This is a genomic window from Micromonospora sp. NPDC047762 (assembly GCF_043204655.1).
In the GTDB taxonomy this organism is placed as follows: Bacteria; Actinomycetota; Actinomycetes; order Mycobacteriales; family Micromonosporaceae; genus Micromonospora.
Genome location: NZ_JBIDCQ010000007.1, coordinates 1 through 16770 on the forward strand (window position 1 = coordinate 1; position 16770 = coordinate 16770).

Annotated in this window: 14 protein-coding genes; 8 read left to right on the forward strand and 6 right to left on the reverse strand. The window is 69.3% G+C overall.

Features of this window, described 5'->3' with window-relative positions:
* Positions 1 to 92: 92 nt before the first annotated feature.
* On the reverse strand, positions 93 to 653 hold the full coding sequence (locus ACGF3C_RS21405) for a hypothetical protein (protein WP_393224495.1): 561 nt from the start codon (positions 651 to 653) through the stop codon (positions 93 to 95).
* Between the two features lie 116 nt (positions 654 to 769).
* Here ACGF3C_RS21405 and ACGF3C_RS21410 point away from each other — a divergent pair, with 116 nt between their 5' ends.
* Both ACGF3C_RS21410 and ACGF3C_RS21415 read left to right on the forward strand, forming a co-directional pair.
* On the forward strand, positions 770 to 1132 hold the full coding sequence (locus ACGF3C_RS21410; protein WP_393224498.1) for a VOC family protein: 363 nt from the start codon (positions 770 to 772) through the stop codon (positions 1130 to 1132).
* Positions 1133 to 1355: 223 nt separating this feature from the next.
* Positions 1356 to 3476, forward strand: coding sequence for a ThuA domain-containing protein (locus tag ACGF3C_RS21415; protein ID WP_393224501.1), 2121 nt, complete (start codon positions 1356 to 1358; stop codon positions 3474 to 3476).
* A gap of 80 nt (positions 3477 to 3556) precedes the next feature.
* Here the strand turns inward: ACGF3C_RS21415 and ACGF3C_RS21420 are convergent, their stop codons facing one another.
* The 3 genes from ACGF3C_RS21420 to ACGF3C_RS21430 all read right to left on the reverse strand — a co-directional run bounded on the left by ACGF3C_RS21420 (position 3557) and on the right by ACGF3C_RS21430 (position 8077).
* Entirely contained in the window at positions 3557 to 6037 is a 2481-nt protein-coding gene (locus tag ACGF3C_RS21420; protein WP_393224504.1) for a M14 family metallopeptidase, read from the reverse strand.
* A 471-nt stretch (positions 6038 to 6508) separates the two neighbouring features.
* Positions 6509 to 7462: a cyclase family protein gene (locus tag ACGF3C_RS21425; protein WP_393224507.1), complete on the reverse strand. Its 954-nt coding sequence runs from the start codon at positions 7460 to 7462 to the stop codon at positions 6509 to 6511.
* A 195-nt stretch (positions 7463 to 7657) separates the two neighbouring features.
* Entirely contained in the window at positions 7658 to 8077 is a 420-nt protein-coding gene (locus tag ACGF3C_RS21430) for a VOC family protein (RefSeq protein WP_112583511.1), read from the reverse strand.
* A gap of 301 nt (positions 8078 to 8378) precedes the next feature.
* On the opposite strand from ACGF3C_RS21430, the gene ACGF3C_RS21435 reads away from it, so the two are divergent.
* Positions 8379 to 8879 (forward strand): hypothetical protein, encoded by a 501-nt coding sequence (locus tag ACGF3C_RS21435; RefSeq protein WP_393224510.1) that lies wholly within the window; start codon positions 8379 to 8381, stop codon positions 8877 to 8879.
* Here the strand turns inward: ACGF3C_RS21435 and ACGF3C_RS21440 are convergent.
* Positions 8822 to 9256: a glutaredoxin domain-containing protein gene (locus tag ACGF3C_RS21440; protein WP_393224513.1), complete on the reverse strand. Its 435-nt coding sequence runs from the start codon at positions 9254 to 9256 to the stop codon at positions 8822 to 8824. The two genes, ACGF3C_RS21435 and ACGF3C_RS21440, sit on opposite strands and share 58 nt — an antisense overlap.
* A 352-nt stretch (positions 9257 to 9608) precedes the next feature.
* On the opposite strand from ACGF3C_RS21440, the gene ACGF3C_RS21445 reads away from it, so the two are divergent.
* From ACGF3C_RS21445 to ACGF3C_RS21455, 3 genes are all read left to right on the forward strand, one after another.
* Positions 9609 to 11030, forward strand: coding sequence for a family 43 glycosylhydrolase (locus ACGF3C_RS21445; RefSeq protein ID WP_393224516.1), 1422 nt, complete (start codon positions 9609 to 9611; stop codon positions 11028 to 11030).
* A gap of 78 nt (positions 11031 to 11108) precedes the next feature.
* Entirely contained in the window at positions 11109 to 12767 is a 1659-nt protein-coding gene (locus tag ACGF3C_RS21450; protein ID WP_393224519.1) for an RICIN domain-containing protein, read from the forward strand.
* A 110-nt stretch (positions 12768 to 12877) separates the two neighbouring features.
* Positions 12878 to 13402, forward strand: a complete 525-nt coding sequence (locus ACGF3C_RS21455; RefSeq protein ID WP_393224522.1) for a hypothetical protein — start codon at positions 12878 to 12880, stop codon at positions 13400 to 13402.
* Positions 13403 to 13454: 52 nt separating this feature from the next.
* On the opposite strand, the gene ACGF3C_RS21460 is transcribed toward ACGF3C_RS21455, so the two are convergent.
* Positions 13455 to 14720 (reverse strand): prolyl oligopeptidase family serine peptidase, encoded by a 1266-nt coding sequence (locus ACGF3C_RS21460; protein WP_393224525.1) that lies wholly within the window; start codon positions 14718 to 14720, stop codon positions 13455 to 13457.
* 173 nt (positions 14721 to 14893) lie between these two features.
* Here ACGF3C_RS21460 and ACGF3C_RS21465 point away from each other — a divergent pair, with 173 nt between their 5' ends.
* Together ACGF3C_RS21465 and ACGF3C_RS21470 are read left to right on the forward strand one after the other, a co-directional pair.
* A complete protein-coding gene (locus ACGF3C_RS21465) occupies positions 14894 to 16042 on the forward strand; it encodes a sensor histidine kinase (protein WP_393224528.1) in 1149 nt (382 codons plus the stop codon).
* Entirely contained in the window at positions 16039 to 16701 is a 663-nt protein-coding gene (locus ACGF3C_RS21470; RefSeq protein WP_357233478.1) for a response regulator transcription factor, read from the forward strand. The genes ACGF3C_RS21465 and ACGF3C_RS21470 overlap by 4 nt, the downstream gene beginning before the upstream one ends.
* Positions 16702 to 16770: the final 69 nt, after the last annotated feature.

Genomic DNA, 16770 nt, shown 5'->3' on the forward strand with positions numbered 1-16770 from the left:
ACCACCGCCACCAGCACAAAACCGAAACGCGACACAAAGAAAACGAACACTTCGAATACCCCAAGGCCACGCCGCACAGGTTAAAGATCAAGTTAGTGGTCGTTCAGCATGAAGAAGAGCGTCTGATGCTCGACGTCGAGGAATCCGACGCGCCATCGTGTCGACGGATTCCCCTCGTTGTACAACGTGCTGTGCAGCCATGTCGGCGCGGTCGGCAGAAAGGGCACGAGGGCCGACCAGGCGTCCGTGGGCTTGCTGGAGTGGGACAGTTCATCCAGGTTGACGGAGGACCAGGGCCGAAATTCGTACCGCTCTGCCAACGCTCTGGTGTCTTCCGGCCGCAGCTTGATCACACCCTGGTACGCCCAGTCCGTCGGGCCGGGCGCTCGGGAACACGGATTGCCGCTGGCACGCAACTGCCAGTGGATCTCGAGGTAATCGCCGAGGTCCGGCATCTCCTCTGGCGGATCCCAGCGGTCGGTCCGAACTTTCGCCTCGGCGACCTCCAACGACTTCTGGCACGAACGCAGGTCGGCAGGATCATCTTGGACGGCCAGGATTCCGGCCGCGACGCACCCGCCGGCCACCAGCACCATCGTGGCAACCGTGACGAGGGCGACCACCAGCACCGGCCTGCGCGTCTTCATGGTCATCAGACTAGGGGCCCAGGACCACCCGTCGCCGCGCCAGGACCGGAGTGCGCGGTCAGGGTCATGTCAGGCGGATAATCGAGCGGGCCGAGACGTCTGAGCTGGAGGTTCGCGTGCGCGTGATCCGTATTCTCCCCAACCTTCCGGTGGCTGACATCGGCGCCGCTAAGGGTTTCTACACCGACTTCCTCGGTCTCGGCACCGAGGAGTTCAACCTCGGCTGGGTGGCCCGCTACACCTCGCCTGACGCCGACAATGGCGTCGGGGCCGCCGCCGTGCAGCTCGTCTCCGGCGACGCGACCGCACCCGAGGACTCGGTCATCAGCGTGCAGGTGGATGACGTGGACGGCGCCTATGCGGAGGCACAGCGGCTCGGCTACGAGATCGTGCACCCGCTGACCACCGAGCCGTGGGGCGTGCGCAGGTTCTTCGTCCGCGCTCCGGACGGCAACGTCATCAACGTGGCGGCTCACCGCTCCTGAGGAAACCCGGGCCATCCCAAGGGATTGACCCTCACTGGCGCCCGTTGTTAACTGCACATCAACGATGTGGATCGATGTTTATCCGGTTGCCGTCAACCCGGCACGGTGACGCCGCTCCGCGTTGTCTCGACATCGCCCTCGTTTCGGCGGACGCGGGCACACCGGGGCACTTCCCGGGGTGCGAGACCTGCATCCGCACGACGATCCAGAGGAGATCGTGTCGATGAAGTTGACTCCGCTCGCCGCCGCCGTCGTCACCGGACTCACCCTCGCCGCCGGCGCGGCGACGGTGACCTCGGCCCCTGCCGAGGCCGCACCGTTGGGCAAGGTCCTGGTCTTCTCCAAAACCGCCGGCTTCCGGCATTCCTCCATCCCCAACGGCATCGCCGCCATCCAGCAGCTCGGCGCGGCGAACGGCTTCACAGTCACCGCCACCGAGGACGCGGCGACCTTCACCACCGCCAACCTCGCCCAGTACCAGGCGGTGGTCTTCCTCAGCACCACCGGGGACGTGCTCAACGCCGGCCAGCAGGGTGCCTTCGAGGCGTACGTGGGCGCCGGCGGGGGTTTCGTCGGAGTGCACGCCGCCGCGGACACCGAGTACGACTGGCAGTGGTACGGCGGGCTGGTCGGCGGGTACTTCGCCTCGCACCCGGCCACCCAGCAGGCGACAGTGCGGGTCGAGGACCGGGCCAACGTCTCGACCGCGCACCTGCCGTCGACCTGGACCCGCACCGACGAGTGGTACAACTACCGGACCAACCCCCGCTCGGCGGTCAAGGTGCTGGCCAACCTCGACGAGTCGTCGTACACCGGCGGGTCGATGGGCGGTGATCACCCGATCACCTGGTGCCACAGTTACGGCGGCGGACGCTCCTGGTACACCGGCCTCGGCCACACCGAGCAGAGCTACACCGACCCGAACTTCACCCGGATGCTGCTGGGCGGCATCCAGGTGGCGGCGGGCGCGGTGGCGGCCGACTGCCGGCCGGAGCCCGGCTACGCCCCGCTGTTCGACGGCACCCAGGCCAGCCTCGGGCAGTGGCGGCAGGCGGGGCCGGGCGGCTTCACCCTGGCTGACGGCACCCTCACGTCGAACGGTGGCATGGGGTTGCTCTGGTACCCGGTGCGTACCTTCGCCAACTACTCGCTCAAGGTCGACTGGATGATGCCGGGCGACGACAACGGTGGAGTCTTCATCGGGTTCCCCGATCCGCAGGGCGACCCATGGGGCCCGGTCGCCGCCGGTCACGAGATCCAGATCGACGCCACCGACGGCGACCCGACGCGCACCACCGGCAGCGTCTACAGCTTCCAGGCACCCAACCAGGCCGTCCGCGCGGCGGCGCTCAACCCACCCGGCTCCTGGAACACCTACGAGATCGGCGTGCACGGCCAGCGGGTCGAGATCTGGCTCAACGGCGTCAAGATCAACGATTACGTCAGCAGCCGGGCCATCGCCAACGGCTACATCGGGTTGCAGAACGACGGCGCCGGAATGGACATCAACTATCGCAACGTGCGGGTCAGGACCGACGGCCCGAGTGAGCCGCCCGCCACCGACCTGGCCCAGGGCCGGCCGGTGACGGCGTCCAGCGTCGAGCCGGGCAGCGCGCACGCGGCGGCCAACGCCGTGGACGGCAACACGACCACCCGCTGGGGCAGCGCGTACGCCGACCCGCAGTGGATCACCGTCGACCTGGGAGCCTCGTACGCGATCAACCGGGTTCGGCTGGCCTGGGAGACGGCCCACGCGCGGGCGTACCAGGTCCAGGTGTCGCCGGACAACGCCACCTGGTCGCCGGTGTCCACCACGACCACCGGCGACGGCGGCGTCGACGACCTCACCGTCACCGGCACCGGCCGCTACCTGCGGGTGTACGGCACCCAACGCGCCACCCAGTGGGGCTACTCGCTGTGGGACCTCAACGTCTACGGCACCGCGGCCGGCAGCACCCTGCTCTCCCGGGGCAGGCCGGTCACTAGTTCCAGCGTGGAGCCGGGGAGCACGCACGTGGCGGGCAACGCCGTGGACGGCATCACGACCACCCGCTGGGGCAGCGCGTACGCCGACCCGCAGTGGATCTCGGTGGACCTCGGCGCGTCCCGCACCCTCGACCGGGTCCGGCTGACCTGGGAGGCGGCGTACGCGCGGGCGTACCAGATCCAGGTCTCCCCGGACAACGCCACCTGGTCACCGGTGCACACCACGACCACGGGCGACGGCGGTGTGGACGACATCGCCGTCTCGGCGACCGGTCGCTACCTACGTGTCCAGGGCACCCAGCGGGCTCTGCCCGCGTACGGCTATTCGCTGTGGGAGCTGGAGGTGTACGGCCGCTGAGCGGCGTGACGTGTTCATGCAGAGGTTGCCCCGTCGGCGCGGGTGGTCCGCACCGACGGGGCATCGATTGCCGCGGGGCGCTACCTCTTGGCGATTCTGATCGTCGCGGTGCGGTAGTTGTTGCGCTTGTCGTTCTTCGTCGGGTCGTAGTTCTTCTCGATGTTGCCGGCGCTGTCGACCGAGAACCAGCGGAACGTCGTCGTCTCGGTCACGTGGAACACCTGCCCCGGCTCACGGAACTCGGTCGCCGCGTAGCGGGGCGACTCGAGCGTGGGCCGGCTGCCGTTGGTCGTGTAGTAGATGGTGGCCGGCTCGCTGGTCTCGAAGCGCACGTCGACAGGCCCGGAGTAACGCCCCGCGCCGGGGACCAGCTGGGACGTCGGGTTCTTGTTGTCCCTGCCCCAGTCCGCCGCGACCCGGAACATCTCCATGATCCCGTTGGCGTACTCCATGGTCTCGGCGTGGCCACTGACCAGCTCGGGGTTCCCGTCCCACTCCGGCTGGAACGAACCGCCCTGCCAGTCACCGGTGGCCGGGTTGTAGACGGAGCCCCCGACCTCCCAGCCGAACGCGTAGATCCCGTAGGTGTGGTAAAGGTCCTCGCGTACGTTGCCCGCTGAGGAGTACAGGACGTCGGACGAGCCGCCGACGTTCTCCGGCGTGACGACGGTTTCCCGGTGGGCCTTGACCTGGGACAGGATCCGGGCGGCGGACTGCCAGTAGAACGCCTCGTCACCCAGCGGCGGGCGCGGCGTGGTGATCCGGCCGTCCGCGATGTAGGCGCCGGGCTGCCAGAAGAGCTGGCCGCCGTTGGAGTGCACCGACATCATGAACTTGATGTTCTTGTACTTCTCGACCAGCCAGATGATGTTCTTCGACTCGGGCTCGGACAGCTCCTCCGGCCCCTGGTAGGTGCCACTGACGCAGTTGGTCGACCCTCCCGCGTAGCCGTCGTGGCCCGACCCGACCCGGTAGTTCCGGTTCAGGTCGACGCCCCAGGAGTTCCGCTGCCCCGGATCGGCGCTCGTGTCCGGGCAGTGGTTCGTCATGTTCTTGCGCTGGGAGGCGAAGTTGTAGAAGCTGTAGTTCGCCCCGTCGGGGTTGTTGGACAGGATGAAGAAGACGTCGGTGTTCTCGACGATCTTCTTCGTCTCCCGGTCGGAGCGGTAGTTGTGCACCAGACGTTCGGCCGACTCCAGGCTGGTCGTCGCCGGCACCCACTCGCGGGCATGGTCCTGCGCCTGGATGAGGACACCAGGCTTCTTGCCGTCACGGTGCTTGCCGATCCGCAGGACCGGGATCGTCGCCGGCCCGCGCGGCACCTCGCCCTCCGGTGCTCCGACGCGCTTCTGGTCGAGGAAGTCGGTCAGCGCGACCGGGCCAGCCGTCGGAGCGACGACGCCGGTGCCCTCGTTGGCGCGGTACGGGTGAGCCCGGTCGATGAGCCCCGCAGAGCGGGTCCGCAGCGCCTCGGCCACCTCGACTGCCGTGCTCTTCGGCGCGCCCGAGGCGTCCGTGGCGAGCAGGACACGGACCGCCGTGCCGGTGACCTCCACCGCCAGCGGAAGATCCGGGTCCGGCCGGTCCACGAAGTCCACTGTGATGTCGTTGCCGCCCTGGTGACCCCAGGCGGCCGAGGAGACGACGACCGCCGACTGCCCCGTACCGCCGATCTGGGCCTGCGCCTTGCGTTGGTACCCGTTCGTCTGGTTCGGCAGGTAGACGATCTCGGCGATGTCCGGGTACTGCCGGGCGATCTCCCTGGCCCGGCTGTAGAGCTGCTGCGGGTGCCGGTAGCCGTCCACGAAGTCCGACTTGTAGGACGGGTTCGCCGTCAGCGGCGGCGGGGCGCCCTCCAGCCAGTTGGAGACGACGCCGGTCGCGACACCACCGGTGGAACTCGTCAGCTTGATCTTGGCGGGGCGTACGTCGAGCTTGAACAGGTTCCGGTGGAACATGTACTGCCCCGAGTCGACGAACCGACTCATCGTCCGGGCGAAGCCGAACGGCGTGCCCTTCCCCGAGTCGTTCTCCAGCTGCATCTCGACGATCGGGTCCTCCTGCTGCCCCTCCGTGGTGCGCGCCTCGACGTAGAGGAAGCCCTGACCCTTCGTGGTGAACCAGTCGGCGCGGACGACGCGTACCGTCGCGTCGTGGTTCGCCGGCTGGGTGGCCCGCGCGCTGGCCGCGCCGATGCCAAGGCCACCGTCGGCCTCGTCGCTCCACGCGAAGCCCGCGTCGTCGCCGAGCACCTCGACGCCCATCGCCGTGAGTTCGGTGATCTGCTCGGCGGTCACCACCGCTTCGCCCTCGATGCCGTCAGGCACGCGCCGGAGGCCGTGTTCGAGGTCGATGCCGGCCGCAGACACCTTGTCCAGCATGTCGGCACCGGTCAGCCTGACGTGCACGAGGCGTACCGCTGCACGATCCTCAGGCTGGGATCGGCTGGCGGCGGCTGCGAGCCCCGTGGGATCCGCGCCCGCAGGGCCGGTCGTCACGAGGATGCTACCCACCAGGGTGGACAGCGCGAGTAGCGCGATGCGCCGCTGTGATCGCCGCATTCCCCCTCCTTCTGCCTACGACGGGTGATTGCCGGCGGACCGGTCCGGTGAGCGTATGCGGATGGGCGGCTTCAATGGTTCGCGTCGATCGAATTTGAGCATTCCTTGAGGCGACCGTCGATGGCGTCCCGCGCCGCCACGTCCGTACCCCGGGCAGACTGTCCCCGGCGGAGGGAGCGCCTCCCCTTCTGTCGGGGAGGAGACCTGGTCCGCAGCCGGCGATCGTTTATCCATGGCCGTCGTTGAAGTACCGACCCGCTCCAGACCGTGGGCGCTGGCGTGTGCCGTGTTCGTCGCCGCCGCGGTGGCTCAACGGCTGTACTGGATCGCGGGTGGCCGGTGCGGTTACACCGCGTGCGATCGCACCGACCTCGTCGATCCGACGGGCGGGTGCGGTGCGGACCAGGTCGTAGCGTGCACTGGTGACCGCGGTCGTGGCGAGCCCTCGGCGCGTCGGGTGTGCCGCAAGGGTCAGAATGTGGCGATCGGGTTGACCGGGCTGCCGGACGTGCCGACGAAGCGCACCGGTGCGACCGCCAGCTGGAAGTCCCACTGGCCAAGCTCGGCAGCCGTCGTCGCGCAGGCCTCCAGGTCGCAGTTGTCGAGCATCCACAGACCCATCGCGACGAGGCTCACGGCGTGGACCGGCATCAACACGTCGTCGTACCCCGACGGTTGAACGTCCTGTGGGGTGTCGGCGCCGATCAGCGCCACCCCCCGTTCGTGCAGCCACGGCAGGCAGGACGCGTGCCAGCCGGCCTGGGTGAAACCGCTGGCCGCACCGTTCTCGTGCCGGAAGCGCCCGTAGCCGGTCCGCAGGAGTACCGCGTCGCCGGGTCGTACCCGTACGCCCTGGCGGCGCTCGGCCTCTTCGAGGTCGTCGGGGAACACCCCCTGACCCGGCTCCAACCACGGCACACCACGGGCAGTCGCAACGTCGAGCAGGACACCACGCGTGACGATTCCGTTCGCGGCAGCCGTGACGGCCGCCCACGCCGAGCCCGTCGCGGGGTCGACGAACGAGTGCGACCGTCCGTTGTACATGGTGCCGTCCCAGTAGATGTGGCACGGCGAGTCGAGGTGGGTGAGGGTGTTGCCGTGGAACGAGATGCCGAGCCGCTCGGACGAGAAGCCCCAGCGCCTGTCGGCGTGGAAGGCTGCCGGCATGTTCTCCGCACCCGGCATGTCGGCGGTGCATGGGCACGTCGTCGTCGACCGTTCCATGTCTCCCGGCGCGGTGACCTCCCAGGCGCAGGACACGCTCCTGCCGTGCCGCACAGCCCGCGCCGCGGCGAGCCGGACGTCGTCGGTGATGTGGTTGAGCGTGCCGAGTTCGTCGTCGTCACCCCATCGCCCCCAGTTCGACAGCGTGTCGAAGTACCCGAGCACTTCGTCCTGGGTCGGCATCGGTCGCCCTGACGTCATGTCAGCATCGACTCCTCTGATCACGGGGGCTTCGAGTCATCGCAGGTCACTGTAGCCCGCCGCTTCATCGACTGAGGCTCGCAGGCAGCTCACGTGCGCTGCCGCTGCCCTACTCACTGACCTCGGTAACGGAGAGCGCCTCGTCCAGCCGACCGGCGGCCAGGTCGTCGTGGCGGATCACGAAGCTCCCGTGGGTCAGAGACCCTGACCCACCTCGACCAGGTAGCCGTCCGGGTCTCGCAGGTAGCAGCGGATCTCCGTTCCGTGGTCCTTGGGCTCGGTGAGGAAGTCCGCACCCCGGGACTTCCACTCCTCGTAGAGTTTCCGAATGTCCCGGACCCGGACGTTCATCGCGCAGCTCAGGGTGTTGGAGTCGGCCGGCGCCTTGGCCTGCACCGTCGGCTTGTCGTCCGTCGGACCGCCCTCGACGTTGATGATGATGTAACTGTTGAAGAACTTCATGATCAGCGGGCTGCTCTCGTGGACACAGGTCGCCCCGAACACCCGCTCGTAGTACTCCCGGGACCGCGCCAGATCGCGAACGATCAGCAGGGTCGCGAGGAACATGCCGTCCTCGGGCTCGAAGTAGTCGGGTGCCGGGTTGGCCAACGCCATGACCGTCCTCCTGTCGTCGCCCCTTCTCGCGCGCGAGAAGTCGGGCGACGGCGGTATCCCCCGGGAAAGGTGTCGAAAACGCCACCACGACGGGTGACGTCCCCGACTCACCTTCAGGAGTCGACTAGGTAGGCGTCGGCAGGCCGCCAACCCGGCAGGGGGAGAGATATCGCTCTGGCGGGGGAGGCTGCGCACCCTGCGGTGCTGCGATCGTCAGGTCACGACCGGTGGCCGGCAGCGGCGGGAAGGTCGCAGCGTCGGTGACGGCAGGTGTGGCCGAGCAGGGCGGGTTGGGGTGACGATGACGAAGCACGCTGTCCGGATGGCCCGGATGGCCCGGATGGCCGGGATGTTCGACGGCGAACGGCTCGTGGACGGCGGGGTGCTGGTCCTGCTCGACGAGGGGCGCGTCGCCGAGGTGCGCCTGGGTGACGCCGAGGCGCCGGAAGGCTGGCCGGTGCGCGAGGAGCCGAACGGCACCCTGCTACCCGGCCTGGTGGACGCGCCCGTACACCTCTGCGCCGACGCTGGGCCCGATGCGCTCGGCCGGCTCGTGGAGCGTCCCGAGTCGGACCTCGACAAAGTCGTCGAGACGTCACTGCGGACGCACCTGACGGCTGGCGTCACGACTGTTCGGGACCTGGGCGACCGGCGTGGCGCGGTGCTCCGTTGGCGGGACCGACATCACGGTGCTGCGCGGCCCGCTCGCGGTGTACCGCGCCGGTCTGCCGGTGAGATGAAGGGTCAGGATGCGCGGAGCTGCCCGCGGAGCCAGGCCCGGTCGGGGTTCACGACGGCCTGATCACCGAGCACGACGGTGGGCACTGTCTCGTTGCCGCCAGCTACCGCCCGAACGGCGGCGGCAGCGGCCGGGTCACGCCAGATGTCCACCCAGTGCGCCCGCCGGGCGAGCCCGCCGAGAGAGAACCGGAGCCGCAGGCAGTAGTGACAGCCGGGACGCCAGTAGACGATCGGCCGGCCGTCGACGGCGCTGGCCCGTTGCGCCTCGGCGGCGCCCACCGAGCGGGGAAAGGCCCACGGCGACAGCAGCAGCGCCAACACCAGGAAGACCAACAACTCGACGCCGCCGACGACGGGCAGACCGTCGGCCAGTTGCGTCACCGCCACCAGCACACCGCAGGTCGCCATCAGGATCGCCAGAATCCACCGTCGCAGCACGCCGAGGACCCTACCTCCAGGTACGCGGATGGCCGCTGTTCCGGCCAGGTGAGCGGCTGGCATACCTTGACAGGCATCGATGTTAACGCCAACATGAACTCCGCCACCTGGTAGCAACGCCACCGTCACATTCGCAGCCCTTCGTGCCTCTCCCCCGGTCCTGCCCGACGTCACCGCTCGGCGTCGACCGGATCGGCTACGGCATCGCCGCGGTGCTACAGGTGCTGGTGAATGGCCATTCCAAGCTCGCGGAGGACAGATGCCGCTGCCGTCCCGTCGAACCGATCCGAACACCCGTCGGGCCGTCCACCGGGGGCCTGCCGGCCACGGCGCCCCGCGGCGGGTGCGGTCAATGCTGGCCGCGATCCTGGTGGTGCTGTCCGTGTCGGTCGGCCTGCCCGTGGCCGCGCCCGCGCAGGCCGCGCCCGCCGTCAACTACACCAACCCGCTGGTGAACCAGCGGGCCGACCCGCACATCTTCCGGCACACCGACGGCTACTACTACCTGACCGCGACGGTGCCGCAGTACGACCGGATCGTGCTGCGCCGGGCCACCACCCTGCAAGGGTTGGCAACGGCGGCGGAGACGACGATCTGGAGCCGCCACACCAGCGGAGAGATGGGTGCCCACATCTGGGCTCCAGAGATCCACTTCATCAACAACCGGTGGTACGTCTACTTCGCCGCGGGCCGGACCGACGACGTGTGGCGGATCCGGATGTACGTGTTGGAGAACGCCAACGCCAATCCGTTGACCGGTTCGTGGACCGAACGCGGCCGGATCACCACACCCTGGGACACCTTCAGCCTGGACGCCTCGACCTTCGTCGCCAACGGGGTGCGCTATCTGACCTGGGCCCAGCAGGAGCCGGCCATCGGAAACAACTCCAACGTCTACCTCGCCCGGATGGGTGCCAACCCGTGGCAGATCACCGGCACCGTGACCCGGCTCGTCGTCCCGACGTACGACTGGGAGACCCGCGGCTACCGGGTTGCCGAGGGACCGGCGGTGATCCAACGAAACGGCCGGATCTTCCTGACCTACTCGGCCAGCGCCACGGACGCCAACTACTGCCTCGGGATGCTGAGCGCCTCCGCCGGCGCGAACCTGCTCGACGCCGCCTCCTGGAGCAAGAGCCCCAGCCCGGTGTTCGCCAGCAACGCGGCCACCAGCCAGTACGGCCCCGGCCACAACTCGTTCACCGTCTCCGAGGACGGGCAGAGCGACATCCTCGTCTACCACGACCGGAACTACCGCGACATCACCGGCGATCCGCTCAACGACCCGAACCGACGGACCCGGCTACAGAAGGTGTACTGGAACGCCGACGGCACCCCGAACTTCGGCATCCCGGTGCCCGACGGGGCCACGCCGGTACGGCTGCGGTCACACGACCAGGCCAGCAGCTACATCCGGCACTACGACTACCGGGCGCGGGTCGAGCCGAACGTGACAAACCTGGCCGACTCCCAGTTCCGCATCGTCAGCGGTCTCGCGGGCGGCGGTTCGGTGTCGCTGGAGTCGACCAACTTCCCCGGTTACTACCTCCGTCACCGGGGCTACGCCCTGTACGTGGAGAAGAACGACGGCTCCGCGCTGTTCGGCGGCGACGCGAGCTTCCGCCGTCAAGCCGGCCTCGCCGACAGCGCCGGGATCTCCCTGGAGTCGCAGAACTTCCCGGGCCGGCACGTGCGCCACCGCGACGGACTGCTCTACATCGAGGCCGTCAGTTCGAGCGCCGAACGCGCCTCGGCCACCTTCCACCTGGAGTAACCGCTCACAGGTCGAGGTGCCCACGGTCGCCGACACCCGTTCCGGATCGCCCGGAGCCCATTCCAGCCAGGAGGAGCGATGCCCTTCAGCAGCACGAGAAGACCGTCCGGCGGTGGGTCGTTCCGTCGCGGCCGGCGTACGGGCCTGGTGCTCGCCATGATCACCACGCTGGTCGGCGCCGCCGGTGCCGTTCTGGTCGGCGCACCGCCGGCAGCGGCGGCGAGCATCGACACCAACGCCTACTACGTCCTGGTCAACCGGAACAGCGGCAAGGTCCTCGACGTCCGGGACACCTCGACGGCGGACGGCGCGGTGATCCAGCAGTGGTCCCGTAACGACGGCGCGTGGCAACAGTTCCAGTTCGTCTCCTCCGGCAGCGGCTACTACCGCCTCAAGGCCCGGCACAGCGGCAAGGTCGTCGACCTCTGGGAGTGGAACACCGCCGACGGCGCCGAGTACCGCCAGTGGTCCGATGTCAACGGCACCAACCAGCAGTTCCAGGTTCTCGACTCCGACGGCGGCCACGTCCGGCTGATCAACCGCCACTCGGCGAAGGCGCTTGAGGTCTGGGAGCGGTCCACTGTCGACGGCGGTCGGATCAGCCAGTACGCCGACCAGAACGGGACGAACCAGCAGTGGCAGCTGGTCGCGGTGGGAGGTGTCAGCACGCCGCCGACCACCGGCTGTGGCAGCGGGTCGACGAACGCCGAGGCCGTACTCAGTGGGAGCACCTGGACGGCCCGCAACGGCTCGTCGACTGTCTACTCGGGTTCGGACATGCTGTCGGCGATGCAGGCGGCGGTCAACTCGCTCTCGGCGGGGCGTACGTCGAAGCAGCGGGTGGTGGTTCGCGGCTCCGGCTCGATGAGTGCGGGCTCGCGGTTGTCGCTGCCGTCGTACACGACCCTTGCCGTGTGCGGCACGATCAACGTGACCGGGTCGGGCTCGGGTGACCAGGCACCGGTGTACTCGCGGGGAACCACCGACGTCGAGGTGCAGAACCTCACGCTGACCGGTTCGCCGTTGTACGGGATCTTCATGCGCAACGTGAACAACCTGACCCTCGGGCAGATCGACATGCGCCTCTCCGCCGGTCTGGGCGTACGCATCGACAACCACGGCGGAGATCGGGCGGTCAAGGTGCGCAACATCCGCATCGACACCGTGTACGTGTCGGGGACCGGCACCCACGGGGTGGAGACGTACGGCGTGGACGGTCTGACGATCGGCACTGTCACCGCGAGGAACACCCGGGATTCCGGCCTGCTGCTCAATGACACGATCAACGCCACGGTGGGCACTGTCGACGCGCAGGGCGCCGGGGCCGGAACCGGGTACGCGGCGTTCCGGATGGCCAACCGCAACGGCCGGGTGGGCAACTCGTACCCGACCAACATCCGGGTCGGGACCGTGCTCGCGTCCGGCGGTGGCCGGGGGATCTTCTGCGTGTCCGAGTCCGGCGGCGCGGTCATCGACCGGGTGACGATCTCCAACACGGGGAACAACGCGATCCTGGTGGAGAACTGCTACAACGTCACCATCGCCGGGGTTTCCGGGACGGTGACCGGCGGTGGCGAGGTGCGGATCGCGGCCCGGAGCGAATTCCCGATCTCCTCTGGCATCCGGTTCCAGAATCTGACAGTCAGCGGCACCAACATCACCCAGAGCCCCTGTGGCGGGGCGAACAACACGATCAGCAACGTCACCCGGGTGAACTCGACGCTGACGTGGTGTTGACCCGGTGCGGAGCGGCCGCCTGGATCTCGGCGGCCGCTCCGAGCCGGATCGCGCCGGCCCGGACCGGTAGCGGGGTTTCGTCCGCTGGCGCTTGCGGGTAGCGATGGCCCATGAACCGCAATCTCGTCAAGGCTCTGCAGGTCGCGTGGGAGTTGCCGGAGTTCCGCACCGGGGTGCGACACGTCGTCGATCTCGATGAGGTCGCGGTGCTGCTGGCCACGCTGTCCGTCCCGGACCATGACCACGAGGTGGAACGCAGCCTGCTGAGCCTGCTGCGGTCCGCCCTGGACACTGTCGAGATTCGCGAAGCGGTGTTGCTGCTGCTGGAGCAGGACGAGGTGCGCGGGCCGCTCGTCGCGGCGGCGGTGGCGCCGCTGGCGGACCGGCCGGGTCAGGCTGCCGCCATCGCGTCGGCGGCCGAGGATCCTGTGGTGCGGCGTGAGGTGCGGGCGGTGCTGGCCAGCGCCAAGGTGCGCGAGCTGATCTGGCAGGCGATCGAGAACCAGCTGAGCGAGGACCGGTTCGGTCTGATCCGCCGGGCGGCGGTGCTCTTCGTGCGGCACCCGAGCGTCCGGCGCCTCGCCTGGGCCCTGCGCCGGCACGGGGTGTTGCGGGAACTACGCCGCAACCGGTGATCGACGCCAGCCGGTGCCGGTGGCACCGGCTGGCACGACACTGGACGGCAGATCACCGACGACGGCGTGCCATCCACTGCCAGATGTGGGTGCCGTTGAGGCTCGGGTCGTTGCGGGCCACGTAGATCCAGGACCAGTGGCCGGGGAACTGGTAGCCGTTCCAGACGACGTGGTCGTACAAGCTGACCAGTGATCCCGGGATGAGGTCGTGGGCGTGGATCGTGTTGGTCTCGGGCGGCACCGTGTCGTCGTCGAGCGAGGTGACCAGCCAGGTCGGGGTCTGGATCTGCGCCAGCTCCGCGTCGGTGATCAGCGGCGGGCCCTCCCCGCTGAGCGGCTGGACGACGCCGCAGATCGGCACCGACGCGGCGAACAGGTCGGGGTAGGCGACTGTCATCTCCAGTGACATGTAGCCGCCGTTGCTGCACCCCACCACGTAGATCCGGTCCGGGTCGACACGCTTGCGGCGGACGAGGTCCTGGACGATCTCGCGGATCAGCGGGGCGAACCGGGGGCCGTCCTCCATCCAGTAGGAGGTGCTCTGCGGAGCGACGACGTACGCGCCGGAGAAGATCCGCTGGGCCTGCGGGGTGGCGAAGCCGAGTGCTCCCCGGTTGGCGCGCAGCGTGGTCTCGTTGTCGTAGTAGTCGTCGGGCAGTGAGGCGCCCTCGCCGCCGCCGTGCAGCCAGAGGATCAGGGGTCGCCTACCGTGCCGGGGCGAGTGGTCGGGAGAGTAGAGCCGGTACTTCATGCCCGAGCCCGAGACGTGGTGGCTGAAGGCGTCGACCTCGGGGTTGGACAGCCGCCCCTGCACGAAGCGCGTGATGGTGAGCGGCGAGCCGTGGCGTCGGACGATCGGGGTGTTCTGGGTGATGGTGTAGACGAGGTCCAGCCGGACGTTGCGGCCCCTGCTCAGGATGTAGCCGAGGGTGCCACCGCCAGGTTGACCCTCGGCGTGGCTCAGCTCCAGCACGATGTTGCCGTGCCGGTCGAGCCGGGCCGCGGTCACCGTGCGGTCCAGGTCGTACTCGCTGAAGATCAGGTCGCCGGGGGCGATCGGGATCGGGCTGGTGGCCTTGGCGTGCACGCTGAACGTGCCGGGGGTCAGTCCGGCCGGGTCGATCGGCCCGAGCCGGGCGGTGTCGAGGGTGACCGAGGTGACCTGCTCACCACCGTCGAGCGTTCTCGCGTCGAGGGTGAACCTCACGCTGGTGGGATGGTGACCACCAGCGTGGGCGGCGACGCCGGGCAGGGCCAGGCCGATGGCGGCACCGGCCCCTCCGGCCAGAACGGTGCGACGAGTGACAGGCGTGGACATGCGGCCCCCGTACCTCACGATTTAGACGAGCGTCGATGACATCTCAACGTAACGCGGTGGAGATCAGCTGGCAACCGGTGCGGGCACTGGACACCACCCCGCCTGATCCACCAGCAACCAGACCACCCGAGTCGTACTTTGGGACGATCTGAAGTCGCACCACCGTTCGTACGATGAGTCCCATGCACCCTCGCCTGCACGCGGTGTTGGCCGAGCCGCGTGTCTCCCCCGCCCCGTCCCGGGTGTGGCGCGACTGGGCGGTGATAGCCGTCCTCGGGCCGGCGATCGTGGTGGAAGCAATCTTCCGACCTGATCTGCCCTGGCGGGTGGGCTGCGTCGTCGTCGCGCTCGCGCTGCTGCCCACGCTCCTGTGGCGGCGCACCGCGCCGCTCGCGATGGTGGTGATCGCGTTCGGCTGCACGACCGTCGCCCCGTTCGTGCTGCCCGGCGATCCGTGCCAACTGTTCACGGCGAGCTTCCTGGTCGTCCTGGTCCACGCGCTGTTCCGCTGGGGTTCCGGCCGGGATGCCGTGATCGGCTCGTTCTTCGTGGTGGCCAAGGTGACCACCGCCGGTCTGGTCGGGTCGGTCGACGGTGGCGAGTTGGTCGCCGGCTTCGCGGTGATGTTCGCCGCCGCCACGCTGGGTGTCGCGATCCGCTTCCGCGCCGCCGCCAGGCTGCGCGAACTCGATCGGGTGAAGCTGTTGGAGCGGGAGCGGCTCGCCCGTGACCTGCACGACACTGTGGCGCACCACGTGTCGGCGATGGCGATCCGCGCCCAGGCCGGCATCGCCGCGTCGGCGGGCCAGCCGGGTGCCGCCGTCGAGGCGCTGCGGACCATCGAGGCAGAGGCGTCCCGTGCGCTTGCCGAGATGCGTGCCATGGTTCGCGTCCTGCGGCGCGACGAGCCGGCCGACCTGGGGCCCAACCCGCAGGTCGCCGACATCGGGCGGCTCGCCGGGCAGTTCCGCACCGGGCCGACCGTCGACGTGGAGCTGTACGGCGACCTCGGCGACCTTCCGCCCACCGTGGGCTCCGCGCTCTACCGCCTCGCCCAGGAGTCGGTCACCAACGCCCGACGCCACGCCCGCCACGCCACCCGCATCGAGGTCAGCGTCGCTGCCGACGACACGTCAGTGCGCCTACGGGTCAGCGACGACGGCGAGGCCGGCACCTCCCGTCCGCCCGGCTCGCCCGGTTTCGGCCTGGTGGGCATGATGGAGCGCGCCGATCTGCTCGGCGGCACCTGCGAGGCCGGCCCCAACCCGGGCCGTGGGTGGACCGTCACGGCAGTGCTACCGCGCGAGGGGGCCGGCAGGTGACGGTTCGCGTGCTCGTGGCGGACGACCAGGAGATCGTCCGTACCGGGCTCACCATCATCCTGAACACGCAGCCCGGCATCGAGGTCGTCGGTGGGGCCTGTGACGGCCGGCAGGCGGTCGCGCTCGCCCGGCGGCTACGCCCCGACGTGTGTCTGTTCGACATTCGGATGCCGGGCATGGACGGCATCGAGGCCACCCGGGCGCTCGCCGGGCCAACGGTCCCGGACCCGCTCGCGGTGGTCGTCATCACGACCTTCGACCTCGACGAGTACGTGTACGCGGCACTGCGGGCCGGCGCCCGCGGCTTCCTGCTCAAGGAGGCCGGTCCCGCCCTGCTCAGCCAGGCGGTGCACGCCGCCGCTGACGGGGACGCGCTGATCGCGCCGAGCGTCACCACGCGGCTGTTGAAGGCGTTCGCCGAGGCGGATCCGGCCGCGCCGCGCACGCAGCCCATCGAGGCGCTCACCGACCGGGAGGAACAGGTCCTGGTGGCCGTCGCGCGGGGGCGCACCAACAAGGAGATCGCCGACGAGCTCTACATCACGTTGAGCACCGTCAAGTCGCACGTCACCAGCCTGATGACCAAGCTGGGGGTGCGTAACCGGGTCGAGGTGGCGATGTGGGCGTACGAGACCAACCGCAGCCGACGGCACTGGTGAGCGACGGAAGTACGACGACGGCGTCCGACCATGGGCCGACCCGATCGCGGCCCTTGTGCCGATGAGCGG